Origin of the sequence: uncultured Nisaea sp., assembly GCF_963974195.1 — a bacterium.
Classification (GTDB): Bacteria; Pseudomonadota; Alphaproteobacteria; order Thalassobaculales; family Thalassobaculaceae; genus Nisaea.
In genome coordinates this window covers 1-12,975 of the sequence record NZ_CAXBDC010000112.1, presented here as the reverse complement: position 1 = coordinate 12,975, position 12,975 = coordinate 1, and the positions used below count along the sequence as shown (strand labels likewise).

Sequence of the window (12,975 nt, the reverse complement as noted above, 5' to 3'; positions counted from 1 at the left end):
GCAAGCTGCTCGACAAGGGCCATGCCAAGGGCAAGCAGATCGTGCTTGAAACCGCTCTCAAGGGCGTGCTGATCCCGATCCATCCGGGCGCGGAGAAGTTCTACAAGGAAGTCGGTCTCATCAAGTAAGACCCGACGGCGGAGACAGGCGCGGATTGCCCTGTCTCCGCTTTTTTTTGCCTTTTATCAGAATCACTGAAGGTCCGGACAGAGCATGGCCGAATTCGACGTAAAAACCGCCGAAGAGCTTGAACGCAAATATGATTCCGGGCTGCAGACGCGGGCGCAAACGCCGTCCATGGAATGGTTCATCTATCTTTTTTCAGTTTTTTTCGCAGGCTACCATTACTTCACGGCAGGGTTCGGCACGCCGATCGACTACTGGCACATGGGATTCCATATGTCCGGGGTCATCCTGCTGGTTTTCATCTGCTACCCGATCATTAAATCCGACCGCCTGATGAATGTGCAGTCATCGACCTGGTGGCTGCCGGGTAATGTGCCGCTCTGGGACTGGCTTTTCATCATCGTCGGTGTTGCCTGTTCGCTTTATATCGGCGTGACCTGGTATGGCGTGGATATCGACATTTTCGGCATGAAACTGCACCTTGTCGAACAGGTCATGCGCCAGGGAGACCCGGCGGATATCGACATTGTCTTCGGCACGGCACTGATCATCGTCCTGCTCGAAGCCGTGCGCCGGACACTCGGCATGGTCGTCCCGATCATCATCGGCATTTTCACCGCCTATGCCATCTTCGGCCCCTACATGCCGTTGCAGATCCTGATGCATCCCGGCATTTCCTGGGCCCAGTACATCAACAACATGTATTTTCCCGCCGAGGGTATCTTCGGCGTGACCTTGTGGATCGTATCGACCGTCGTGTTCCATTTCGTGCTGTTCGGCGTGCTCGCCCAGCGCATGGGGCTCGGCCAGTTCTTCGTCGATATCGCCGCCGTGATGGCGGGGCGCTACACGGGCGGGCTGGCCAAGGTCAGCGTTGTCTCCTCGGCCTTTTTCGGCACCATCTCCGGCTCCTCAATCGCCAACACGGTCTCGACCGGGTCGCTGACGATCCCGAACATGAAACGGATGGGCTATCCGGGCCATCTGGCCGGTGGGGTCGAGGCTGCTTCAAGTGCCGGCGGTCAGATCACGCCGCCAATCATGGGGGCGGCGGCCTTCGTCATGGCCGAGTTTCTGGAGGTGCCTTACACGACCATCGTCGTGGCGGCGATCGTGCCGGCGATGATGCATTATATCGGCGTGCTCTCGATCGTGCATTTCCAGGCCAAGCGTCTTGGCCTCAAGGGAATGCCCGCCGAGGAAATTCCGAATCTCTGGCGTGTTCTGCGTCGCGGCTGGCCGACGGTGCTGCCGCTCGCGGTTCTGATCTACGTGCTGTTCAGCGGGTTCTCGCCGAACATGGCGGCTTTCTGGGGGATTAGCACGGCTCTTGCCGTGGGGCTGCTCAACCCGATGCACCGGATCGGCTTCCGGGATATCTTTGATGCGGCGGTGCTGGGGGTGAAATACGCGCTTGCCGTCGGTGCCGTCTGCGCCGCCATCGGGATCATCGTCGGTGTGGTGAACTCGACGGGGCTCGGCTTCCGGCTCGGTTTCATGGTTGCAAACAGCGCACGCGAGATCGCCGAAGGAATCATGCCTCTGATTGGCTGGTTCCCGCTCGCTACCTTCACCACGGATGGTGTGACCCTGCTGCTCTCCCTCATTCTGATTGCGGTCACCTGCATCCTGATGGGGGCGGGCCTGCCGACCACGGCGCTCTACATCATGCTCGCCACGGTGGCCCAGCCGGCACTCGGAAACCTCGGTGTGCCGCCGCTCGCATCGCACCTGTTCGTGCTCTATTACGGCGTCATTTCCGAGATCCCCCCGCCTGTCTGTGCCTCGGCCTATGCCGCGGCGGGGATCGCGGGGGCGAACCCGTTCCGGACCGGTGTTTCGGCCTTCACGCTCGGCATTGCCAAGCTGCTGGTGCCGATGGTGTTCGTCTATTCGCCGGCGATGCTGATCGTGATCGACACGCACTTCACCCTGGAGGCGTTTCTGGTGACCTCGATCACCTGCGGGGTTGGCGTCTTCATGTTGGCAACCTCCGTCGCGGCGTATTTCCTGGCGCCGATGCCCGGGATTGCCCGTGCCGCCATGGCCCTGGGCGGAATCCTCTTGGTGGCGCCGGGAGTGAGCAGCGACATTTATGCCGCCGCTTTTGCCGCTCCGGTTCTGTTGCAGCAGATCATCGCCATGCGGCGAAACAAGGCTGCGGAGGTGTTGCAGGCGGAAGCCTGACGAGGCATCCCAAAAGCACGACAAAGAAGGCCCCGGCGCACATGCACCGGGGCCTTCTTCGTCTCCGGTCACGCGCAAGCGTGGAAGCTTTGCCCTCAAACGGGTAGGCTTGCGGTGACGCGGGATATGCCGTTGATCCATAAGGCCGCAAGCCCCCGATCTCCGGAGGTGCTGAAACGTCGCATGGAAACCGGCGGAAGCTGGGTCCACCTTGATAGGGCACTCGTTCGCTTCATATCCTCTCTAGCCGGGAGCTGGATTGACAGTTGAGAGTTACGGGCACCAAGCAGGGAACATGACATGGATATGCCGTTGGCCGTCGATCTGGCGCGGATACAGTTCGCCTTCACGATCTCCTTCCATATTGTGTTCCCGGCTTTCTCGATTGGTCTCGCCTCCTATCTCGCCGTGCTGGAAGCGCTGTGGCTGGCAACCGGGCGGCAGGTCTATCTCGACACGTTTCAATACTGGCTGAAGATCTTCGCGGTCGCTTTCGGGATGGGCGTCGTCTCCGGCATTGTCATGAGCTACGAGTTCGGGACGAACTGGAGCGTTTTCGCCGACAAGACCGGCCCGATCCTTGGCCCCCTGATGGGATACGAGGTGCTGTCCGCCTTCTTCCTCGAAGCCGGATTCCTCGGAGTCATGCTGTTCGGGCTGGAGAAAGTCGGCAAGCGGCTGCATTTCATGGCCACGCTGCTGGTCGCGGCCGGGACTTTCTTCTCCGCCTTCTGGATCCTGAGCGTGAACAGCTGGATGCAGACACCGACGGGCTACGGGATCAACGCGGCCGGTCAGTTCGTGCCCGAGGACTGGTGGGCCATCGTCTTCAACCCGTCCTTCCCGTACCGTCTGGTTCACATGGTGCTGGCTGCCTATCTCACTACCGCCCTCGTGGTTGGTGCGGTTGGCGCCTGGCATCTGCTGCGGGACAGCGGGAACAAAGGCGCCCGGGTGATGTTCTCCATGGCGATGTGGATGGCCGCCATCGTCGCGCCGGTTCAGATCGTTGCCGGCGACATGCACGGCCTGAACACGCTGGAGCACCAGCCGGCAAAGGTCGCGGCGATGGAAGGACATTTCGAGACACAGAGGGGCGCACCGCTAATCCTGTTCGGGCTGCCGGACATGGTGGCGGAGGAAACGCGCTATGCCTTGGAAATCCCGAAACTCGGCAGCCTCATCCTGACGCACGATCCGGACGGGGAAGTGAAGGGCCTGAAAGCCTGGCCTCCAGAAGACCGGCCAAACTCCACAATCATCTTCTGGTCCTTCCGGATCATGGTGGGGCTGGGTTTCCTCATGGTGGGGCTTGGCTTCTGGTCGCTCTGGCTACGTTATCGCAAACGGCTTTACGAGCCAGGCTGGGTGCATCGTGCCGCCATTCTCATGGGGCCTTCCGGTTTCGTCGCCGTGCTTGCCGGCTGGATCACAACCGAGATGGGACGCCAGCCTTATACAGTCTATGGCCTGTTGCGGACTGTCGACTCAGCCTCTCCGCTGGATGCACCGGCGGTGGCGATCTCGCTTGCGGTCTTTGCCGTCGTCTACTTTTTCGTGTTCGGGGCAGGGGTCTTCTATCTGCTGAGGCTGATGTCGCATGAGCCGACCAGCCGTGAAGGCGGATTGCCCGAAACGGAGCCCGTGCGGGCGGCCGGTATGGGACAGGCAGGCGCTGTGAAGCCTGCCGCAAAGGAGGACAGGCAATGACGATTGATCTCGCCCTGGTCTGGGCCGCCCTGATCGCCGTCTCGGTGCTTGCCTATGTCATGCTCGACGGGTTCGATCTCGGCGTCGGTATCCTGTTCCCGTTCCTGCCTGAAGAGGGGCATCGGGATACCGCCATGAATACCGTCGCGCCGGTATGGGACGGCAACGAGACCTGGCTGGTGCTCGGTGGCGGTGGATTGTTCGCGGTTTTTCCCCTGGCCTATTCGGTGATCATGCCGGCGGTCTATGCGCCGGTGATCGCCATGCTGGTCGGGTTGATCTTTCGCGGTGTTGCCTTTGAATTCCGGTGGAAGACGGAGCGCTGGAAACGGGTCTGGGACTGGTCCTTTACCCTCGGGTCCGCCGTGGCGGCGCTGTCGCAAGGGATTATCCTGGGGGCTCTGCTGCAAGGCATTCCCGTTGCCGGGCGATCCTATGCCGGCGGCTGGTGGGACTGGCTGACGCCGTTCAGTCTGTTGTGCGGTGTTGCGGTGGTGCTTGGCTACGCCTTGCTCGGCGCGACCTGGCTGATCATGAAAACGGAGGGCGAAATCCAGGATCTGGCCTTCCGGCTGGCCCGGGTGCCGGCGGCGGGGACGGTTCTGATGGTCGGGCTTGTCAGTCTCTGGACCCCGTTTCTCGACCTGGCCTATATGGCGCGGTGGTTCTCAATGCCCCTGCTGTTTTGGCTGGCACCGGTTCCGGTCCTGACCGGGCTTGCCGTGATCAGCCTCGCGTTCGGGCTGGCAAAGCGGACGGACTATCGGCCGTTCCTGTCCGCACAGGCGCTTTTCGTGCTCTGTTTCATTGGTCTCGGCGTCAGCGTCTATCCCTACATGGTGCCGCCTTCGATCACGATCCGGCAGGCGGCGGCGCCCGATGAAAGCCTCTCGTTCCTGCTTGTCGGCACGGCGGTGCTGCTGCCGATGATCCTTGGCTATACGATCTATTCCTACAGGGTTTTCCGCGGCAAGGTGCGTCCCGGCGAGGGCTATCACTGATGCCGCAAACCGCCCGTAAGCTGATCTGGTTTGTTGCGCTCTGGGGCGCGGGCGTTCTCACCGTTTCCCTCGTCGGCGGGATTATCAGGTGGGCACTCGCCGTTAATTGATCGCGCTGCCTCGAGGGCAACACCGGAGGCCCTGAAAGGGGTTGATCTGGACTCATGCTTGCCAGTCGCCATACAGTACGCAATAGATGCATATCGTGACCTGCATGCAGATGTTCGGGGAGATGCGGTCGTTGCTGCCTGATGAAAACTCCTTGCCCCTTGAAGTCTGGCGCGAGACGGATTTTTCCGAAGAGATTCCGCCGGCGGCTATGAATGCGCTTGCCGCCTATTACGAGCTGGCACGGAAGGGGGATCGGGACGGTATTCTGCTGATGATCTCCACGCATCCTGCATTATCCGGTCCCACTCACGTGCTGTTCCAGCTTGATGGCGATCATGTGCAGGTCCTCGACCATGGGGGCGATACTGATCTCGGGATGATCCGCGCGATTGCAAAGATCATTGAAACCGAACTGCGCTTCTCTGAAGACGGTGCCCGCCGCTACACTGTGAGCGCGGGATGCCTTTGCGATGTGACGATCCTGCCTCTTCTCAGGAATGCCGGGCTTTGCCTTGCGGTGGTGGCATGATCTCAAACGGAATGCGTCTGGAGGTTATCAAGGGAGATGTCCCGGCGGCGGTCGTGACATATGACAATCTGGATTTTCGCCTGGGAACGGATAATCAGCTGGCGGAGGTCTTCACTCTGTCGGCGCGAACCGGGAACCCGGGACGGCCGAGCCTTTCCGGGATTTCCTTCAATGAGATTTCGCGACGCGCGCCGGACGTGCTGCCCTATATGCATATCCTGCACACATCGGACCAGCCGGCTACGTTCGAGTTCACGCAGATCGGCTTCGGGACAAGGATGGATGGTGGACACCGGCCCAGATATTTCGGCGAGCTGGTTCCCCATTTGGGCCCGAGGCTGTGGAGCAGCCTCGCCGAAATTTATGCCGATGCCGCCTTCCGGGGGCGGGCAAGCCTATCCGAAGTTCATGCGACGGTCGGCGGGGAGTGGTTCGCGTACCGCCGCCTGATCATGCCGCTTTCGTCCAATGGCCGCGACATCGACCAGATTCTGTGCGCCGTCGTCCATAATACGTTTGAGCTCGAAGGTTTGCTGGCCGGCGATCTCATCGGCGTCGATATCGATGACGAAGAGGCGCTCCTCCTTACCCGTCGGCCGGAAATCTCCGCCCGATAAGGCTAGCCATGAGCGTGGAAAGCCGTAGATGTGGTTGCCGAAGCCGGCATCGGCCAGGCCGGTCAGGATGATGCCGCAATGACGGTCCACTCCCCAGTGAATCACGGACAGGGCACGAACGAGGCGGGGCAAGGCCCATGACAGACCGGTCTTGCGGCTGTTCGGGTGAACCCAAAGCCCGCCTGCATGGCCGATTTTTCCTGAAAGAGTGGCGTCGAGAGGATGCCGGATATAGGGCGCCGCGAACATGCCGGTTTCCTCGACAAAATCCACGAAATCGGGAGTCTGTACCAGACGGTCGCAGATGATCGCCACGGTTTCGGCCTGTTCGTTGGAAACCCGGAGCCAGAAGGCATCCGCCGGCTCATAATCGGCTTTATCCGGGTCGAAAATACTGGAGACCCCAACCGTTGCCGGGCCGGTTTGCATGATGTGTTTCCACTGCCGCATGTCGTTTTCAATGGAAATGCGGCATCCGGACCGAACAATCAGGGCCATCATTTCACGATAGTAGGAACGCGCTGTTTCAATGTGAGTTTGCATGCCGATTCTCCAGTTTATGTATGGAGGACGATAGCATGGAGAATCTGTTGTCTTGCCTCATCTGTGGGTGAAGGTGTTTTTACTCTATGACGCGCTTTCCCGTTGAGTAAATACGCGCTCCTCATCCAGACGAAGACCCGTTTTCTTGCGGTCTATATTGCCGTTGAAGGCATGCGCTCCAGATGACGAGGCTGCCTTATTATTGCCTCTAATCCTTGGTTATTCAGCGCTTTCCCAACGGTTATCTCCCCAACGGTTACCCCATGAAAAATTTTGAAAATGAGAGGGCGTCTCTGATGCCTCAGGTCGTTCGTAAAATCGGCTGGCCCATCCTGATGTGGGCAGGCGTTGCCACGGTTATTGCCGTGCTTGGCCGGTTGTTGCACTGGGCGATTGTGTCCATGTGACAAGGCCAGCCGGAACGATGTTCCGGGTTCCTGTCAATGCGGGCTCTGCTGGCTGAAAAAGATGGTGACCCCGACTGGATTCGAACCAGTGACCTACAGATTAGGAATCTGTCGCTCTATCCTGCTGAGCTACGGGGCCGCCTAGGCGAACGTGATACAGGAGCAGGCCGCGATTGCCAATGGGCGCGACGGGTCTTTGAGCGAAAGTTCGGGGCCGGTCAGGCGGGCAGGGAGCGGTTGTCGTTGTCGGAAAAGTCCTGCAGCGGGCCTTCGGACACGAGGCAGCTGATATAGTGGACCTTTTCGCTGAACAGGTTTGACAGCCATTCTTCGGCGACCTTGCGGGCGGCCGTCAGGCGGTGGCCGCCATCGACCAGCACGAAATTGTCGTCGAGATAGAAGATCCGGAGTGGGTCGGAAGAGGCGTAGCCGTGATCCCGGATCGCGCGGACCAGCTTCCAGAAGCGCTCGTTCTCCCGGTCCATGCCGCGGTCATCATTGATCAGGTGCAGTTTCTCGATCTGGTCAAGCGTCAGGTCCACCTCGGCAAAGCCCTGGTGGCGAATCTGCTTCTTGATCGATTTCTTCACTTTACCTTTGATGACCATTTCGGCCGCCTCGCACCTTCTCTGCACGGGTTACGATTCACTGACTTCTAAATAGGTTCGAACGAAATTAATTTCCAGAAAAAAATGCGCACTCATTGCGCTTATGCATTTTTCGTCATTCGTTCATGCACACCTGTATTCGGCTATGGGATTGATACAATACAATATTATAGGTTTAAGAGTTCTTAAGGACGGTAAGGGTTTTTCAAGGGGGCATCGCTTCCCTGAACAATGCGCCGGACAATGATCTTTCGTGGGTTTTGCTTCTTTCTGCGGGTGATTCGGGTGCGACTGGCGGAACGTCCGGTTGCCCGGATGATTCCCGGGGTTCATTCCCGGGCAGGCCGGCACCGGGTGTTTTCCGGTAGGGGGAGCCCTTTTCCGGTGATGCGCAAAAATGTTCAAAAGAATGTTCGAGTGAGCGATTTCAGGTTTCAGGCGGATCGCTATTCGGCACGGGGGTGCAACCCGGTATTGAGCGGGTGTTCAGGATCGGTGACACTCCCCCGGGCGCAAAAGAACAGTCAGCATGCAGGCGCGCGATGGAGGGAACAAAATGTCGGGAAGCGGTGGAAAAATGGATAAGGAACAGACGGTTGCCCGGCATCTTCTGGAGGAGCATGCGGCAGGCGCTCCGTACCGGACGCTTGAGGGGGCACTGGCGCTCACCGATATCGCAGAAGCATATCGGGCACAGCAGGTTTTCGTCGATTTGTCCCTGAAAGCGCGCGGGGCTGCTGTTGCCGGATACAAGATCGCCCTGACATCCGCCGCCATGCAGGCTTTTGTGGGCGTCGATCATCCTCTGCTTGGCGCCATTCTTGACGACACCATTCAAACAGTGTCGGCTCAAACAGCGTCGGCCGAGATTTCATTGTCCGCGTTTCAGCGCGTCGGCATCGAGTTCGAGCTGGCATTGCGGCTTGGCCGTCCAGTGCCGCCCGGATCCTATGACGCGGAGTCCATTGCGCCATTTGTGGACGCGGTGATCCCGGCCTTTGAGCTGATTGAGGATCGCAATGCGATTTACGAGAATTTCGATGTGAAATCACTGGTGGCCGACAATGCCTGGTCGGGGGGCGTCGTGCTGGGGGAGCCGGTGACGAACTGGCGCGGTTTCGATCTGACCTCCACGCCGACGCGTCTGGAATCCGGTGGGGAGGCGGAAGTGGCGACAACCGGCGCCGCACTGGGCAATCCGCTGACTGCGCTGGCCTGGGCCGCAAACGAGCTGTCGGCGCAGGGGCGGCCGCTTGACGCGGGTATGATCGTGATGACCGGGTCGACCCTGAAGACGCGTTTCCCCGGTCCCGGCGAGCATTTTCTTTATGACGTCGAAGGGATCGGATCGGTCCAGATGTCGACGGTTCTGTGACCCATATGCGTCGATGCAGCCGCCGGCAGGTGTTGATCGGCGGCGCTCTCGCTGCCGCTGCCACGCTCGGCGGCTGTGCCGGACGCTTTCGTCCCGCGGATCGGCCTTTCTCGCCGGGAGCGGTCCGGCCGCTGGACCATTGGCGCGCTTATGCGCCGGGGTCGCGCCGGCTGGTCGATCACCGTCTCTGGGACCGGTTTCTCGCGAAATACCGGCGGCAGAGATCTGATCATGTCCCGATGCTGCCTTACGGTGAAATCCCGGGCGCGGAATGGGAGTTGCTCGATACCTATCTCGGCACGCTGGCTGCGACACCGGTCAGCGCGCTTGACCGGCCGGAGCAATATGCTTTCTGGCTCAATCTGCATAATGCCCTGGTGGTACGGCTGATTGCCCGCGCCTATCTCGTGCTGTCGGTACGGGACATCGATTTCGGGAACGGTACTCCGTGGGACAGGCCGATCGTCGAGGTGGAAGGGCGCCCCCTCAGTCTGGCCGATATACGCAACGGGATTCTGCGTGCCTACTGGCGCGATGGCCGGGTGCATTATGGCCTCTGTTACGGTGCGATCGGATCGCCGGGACTGCTGACCCAGGGATTTAGCGGGGCCAATGTCGACAGATTGCTTGATGAGCAGGCGCTTGATTTCGTCAATCATCCGCGCGGCGTCTGGGGAGACGGCCGGGCTGTGACGCTCTCCAGCCTCTATGACTGGTACGCAGAGGATTTTGGCGGCTCACGCGGCGCCATAATGTCACACCTGCGTCTCTATGCCTTGCCCGGGTTGCGGCCGGTGCTGACGGATGATGTCGCTCTAAACTATGCCTTTGATTGGTCTTTGAACGATTTAACAGGCAGTTTGGGTTAGAGGTGGTTTCCGTACTTCTGTTATGCTTTCTGCACCGCTCGGGCCTTTATTCCTCGCTGTTATAGGCTTACGCTGCGGCATGAAAAGGAGACGTAATCGATGAAACAAGTTCTTCTGCCGTTCGGGGCCGATAATGCCGATGTTGCACCGGTTTCCGCTGCTGCCCGCTTCGCGGACCGGTTCGACGGACAGGTTACGGCGCTTTTCTATCCCCGTCTTCCGGATCCGGTAATCGTCGATCCGATGAGCGGTGGCGTGGTGTCCTACGAAGGAATTGATGAAGAGGTTGCCGCACAGCGAGAGCAGGCGGAAGCCCAGTTTCTGGCCGTCAAGGAAGGGCTGGACCCGGCGCTTGCCTCCAAGGTCGTCGTCGAGTTGCAGCGCCTGACGAATTGGCGCCAGATCGGCGAGGAATCGCGCATTTTCGACCTTACCGTGGTGGCGCGGGCAAGCCGCAGCCCGCACTGGCAGACTCTGTTCGAAATGGCCCTGTTCGAAGGCGGGCGTCCGGTCATGCTGACGCCGGAAGGTTGGGACAAGCCGTTCGGCGATACCGTCGTCGTGGCCTGGAACCGGAGCACGGAAACGGCGCGGCTGATCGGACAGAGCCTGCCGATCCTGCGCTCCGCCAAGGCGGTTCATATTGTCGAGCTGGAAGGCTGGTATGCCTCGGGACCGGATGGCAAGGCATTGCAGAACTATCTCGCGGGGCACGGTATCAAGGCCGAGCAGCACAAGAGCGAGGCGCCAAGCGGGCCGGGTGCGAAGATGGTCGAGATCTCACGCGATCTCGGTGCGGACCTGATGCTGAAAGGCGCCTATACGCAGAGCCGGCTGACGCAGCTGATCTTCGGCGGCGCAACCCGTCAGATCCTCGACCAGTCGGATATCCCCGTGATCTTCGCGCACTGATTTGAGAAACGGCGCCGGTCAGAAGGACGAGAGATCGACCTCCCTGACCGGGCCGACATAATCGGACAGATCGGCTATGGCGGGGCCGCTGAAATAATCATATTCAAGATCGATGGCTGTGCGGACCAGGTCTTTCCGCTTCAAATTCCGCACGAACGTGCTGAGGCCGAGCTTGCTGGCACTGCCTTTGAACGTCAGCATTGTTTGCGCCATTTTGGCCGAAACGGGTTCGGATTCGGGAAATTTGAACCCGACAATCTGCACACCAGATTCCTTGAGTGACTTTAAGCTGTTCGTTTCTGGATGAACGCGCGCGGAGATACCTCTGACATGTTTTTTGATCAGATGGACGTATTCCGAGAGGGTCGCTGTCGGAACGCCATCCGGAAACCCGGTCAGTGTGACAACCAGATAGCGCTGCAATTCCGCCGGGATGGTTTTCAGTCCAGCCAAAAAATCCTGCCTGGCACGCGGACGGGACAGAGTGGAATAGCTGAGCGGAATGGAAACCAGCGCGATCCGCTTGCGCATCGTCATATCCATCAGGCCGATTTTCGCGCGGGCGAGGGTCAGCAGATCCAGCTCGATGGCGGATTTGCCATCATTATTATTCGAGAGCACGTCATGACCATTGATGATTCTGTCAAAGGAATCGAGGCGTACCGCCGCACAATGGAAGATCGAAATCACTCCGCTCTTCTGGTTCACCAGAGGCAGGAAGCCGAAATCAACATCGCCGAGACCGGGGTCCAGTTCTTCTTCGCTGAGGGAAAAGGGATCCGGCCGCAGGGTTGATTTGATCGAAGCCCATTGGGCCTGCTGGAAATGCTCTTTCTGTGCCGGGGAATAGTCAAAAGCTTCAGCCGGTGTCGAGGCCGGGGAGGCCTGTATGTCTGTCGGCGTGTTGCCTGCCTTCGTACTGGCTGGGTGGCCGGATCTGCTCGCCGCAGCCTTTTCGATCAGGTCTGACAGATTGACGCTGCTCGTGCTGCCATTCGCCAGATCACCGACGGATGTCTGTACATTGAGATTGGTGAGTTCGTCATCGCCCTTCAGTTGGCGAAGAATTTCGGCTTTGATCAGGCCGCACTTGATCGTCGCGGTTTCATCATCGAGTTCACCAAACAGGATGACGAACCCGAGCTCGCCATATTCAAGATAAAGGTCCGATTTGCCGATATGCGGTTTGATGGCGCGCTGGCATAAGGATCGGATGAAGTCTTTTTTCTTTTCCCAGCGCTCGCCCAGTTGCTCTCTGACTTCGTCGAGGCCAAGAAACTGGAGCTGTCCACCCAACGGGCGTGCGCCGCTCGCGAGCATCGATTTCAACCGGTCTCTTGTTTGGGTTGGAGCTTGGAAAGTCATAGTGTCGGTAAGCCTTTTGATAATGGCACGCCAAATGCCGGGCGCAGATCTGGGGGCTGAATCTAAATCCTGCGGATCGTAGGCCTGGAACGATGAAGATATTGTAAATTTGACGGGGACGGTTTTCTGGGGGGATGGATCATCGCCAAAAGCCAAATGTCGCAAGTGGCTTCAGGCATCCTAAAATTCATGTTAGGATTCACCAGTTTATCTTGACTAATGCCTTTTTGGGGACGGCTACTATGGGAATGCGTGTCCGGGAGGACTATCGGGGCATCACCGGCCCGGAGAAGTCGGCTATCCTGTTGATGTCGCTCGGCGAGGAGCAGGCAGGCAAACTGTTCGCCTTGCTCGACGACGAGGAGATCAAGGAAATCTCCCAGGTCATGGCCGGGCTCGGTACCGTCAGCTCCAACATCGTTGAACGGCTTTTCGTTGAGTTCGCGGAGCAGGTCTCCTCGACCGGCTCGCTTGTCGGCTCCATGGATTCGACGGAGCGGCTGCTGACCAAGGTGCTCGGTGGCGACCGTGTCAACGACATCATGGAAGAGATCCGTGGTCCCGCCGGACGGACCATGTGGGACAAGCTCGCCAATGTGAACGAGCAGGTTCTGG

At 59.2% G+C, this 12,975-nt stretch carries 11 protein-coding genes, 1 tRNA gene and 1 pseudogene; 9 read left to right on the top strand and 4 right to left on the bottom strand.

The window, feature by feature from the left end:
• Positions 1-5: 5 nt before the first annotated feature.
• From AAC126_RS18875 to AAC126_RS18855, 5 genes are all read left to right on the top strand, one after another.
• The gene (locus tag AAC126_RS18875) at positions 6-128 is read left to right on the top strand and encodes a TAXI family TRAP transporter solute-binding subunit (protein ID WP_339856233.1); all 123 of its coding nucleotides are present in this window, start codon (positions 6-8) and stop codon (positions 126-128) included.
• 85 nt (positions 129-213) lie between these two features.
• The gene (locus AAC126_RS18870; RefSeq protein ID WP_339856230.1) at positions 214-2,313 is read left to right on the top strand and encodes a TRAP transporter permease; all 2,100 of its coding nucleotides are present in this window, start codon (positions 214-216) and stop codon (positions 2,311-2,313) included.
• Between the two features lie 300 nt (positions 2,314-2,613).
• Positions 2,614-4,023, top strand: a complete 1,410-nt coding sequence (locus AAC126_RS18865; protein ID WP_339856227.1) for a cytochrome ubiquinol oxidase subunit I — start codon at positions 2,614-2,616, stop codon at positions 4,021-4,023.
• Positions 4,020-5,024: a cytochrome d ubiquinol oxidase subunit II gene (gene cydB / locus AAC126_RS18860; protein WP_339856225.1), complete on the top strand. Its 1,005-nt coding sequence runs from the start codon at positions 4,020-4,022 to the stop codon at positions 5,022-5,024. The genes AAC126_RS18865 and cydB overlap by 4 nt, the downstream gene beginning before the upstream one ends.
• Positions 5,025-5,265: 241 nt before the next feature.
• Positions 5,266-5,664, top strand: coding sequence for a hypothetical protein (locus AAC126_RS18855; RefSeq protein ID WP_339856222.1), 399 nt, complete (start codon positions 5,266-5,268; stop codon positions 5,662-5,664).
• 395 nt (positions 5,665-6,059) lie between these two features.
• Here AAC126_RS18855 and AAC126_RS18850 read toward each other — a convergent pair whose 3' ends face one another.
• From AAC126_RS18850 to AAC126_RS18840, 3 genes are all read right to left on the bottom strand, one after another.
• On the bottom strand, positions 6,060-6,824 hold the full coding sequence (locus AAC126_RS18850; protein WP_339856219.1) for a hypothetical protein: 765 nt from the start codon (positions 6,822-6,824) through the stop codon (positions 6,060-6,062).
• A 469-nt stretch (positions 6,825-7,293) separates the two neighbouring features.
• Positions 7,294-7,370 (bottom strand) — tRNA-Arg (locus AAC126_RS18845).
• A 79-nt stretch (positions 7,371-7,449) separates the two neighbouring features.
• Complete coding sequence (locus AAC126_RS18840) at positions 7,450-7,839, bottom strand: hypothetical protein (RefSeq protein ID WP_339856216.1); 390 nt, start codon at positions 7,837-7,839, stop codon at positions 7,450-7,452.
• Positions 7,840-8,416: 577 nt separating this feature from the next.
• Here AAC126_RS18840 and AAC126_RS18835 point away from each other — a divergent pair.
• The 3 genes from AAC126_RS18835 (at position 8,417) to AAC126_RS18825 (ending at position 10,995) form a co-directional block, all read left to right on the top strand.
• Positions 8,417-9,214, top strand: coding sequence for a fumarylacetoacetate hydrolase family protein (locus tag AAC126_RS18835; protein ID WP_339856213.1), 798 nt, complete (start codon positions 8,417-8,419; stop codon positions 9,212-9,214).
• A 5-nt stretch (positions 9,215-9,219) separates the two neighbouring features.
• Positions 9,220-10,083 (top strand): DUF547 domain-containing protein, encoded by an 864-nt coding sequence (locus tag AAC126_RS18830; RefSeq protein WP_339856211.1) that lies wholly within the window; start codon positions 9,220-9,222, stop codon positions 10,081-10,083.
• A 99-nt stretch (positions 10,084-10,182) separates the two neighbouring features.
• Entirely contained in the window at positions 10,183-10,995 is an 813-nt protein-coding gene (locus AAC126_RS18825) for a universal stress protein (RefSeq protein WP_339856209.1), read from the top strand.
• 18 nt (positions 10,996-11,013) lie between these two features.
• Here AAC126_RS18825 and AAC126_RS18820 read toward each other — a convergent pair whose 3' ends face one another.
• Complete coding sequence (locus tag AAC126_RS18820; protein ID WP_339856206.1) at positions 11,014-12,525, bottom strand: hypothetical protein; 1,512 nt, start codon at positions 12,523-12,525, stop codon at positions 11,014-11,016.
• A 77-nt stretch (positions 12,526-12,602) separates the two neighbouring features.
• On the opposite strand from AAC126_RS18820, the pseudogene AAC126_RS18815 reads away from it, so the two are divergent.
• A pseudogene (locus AAC126_RS18815) lies at positions 12,603-12,975 on the top strand (flagellar motor switch protein FliG); the annotation flags it as partial.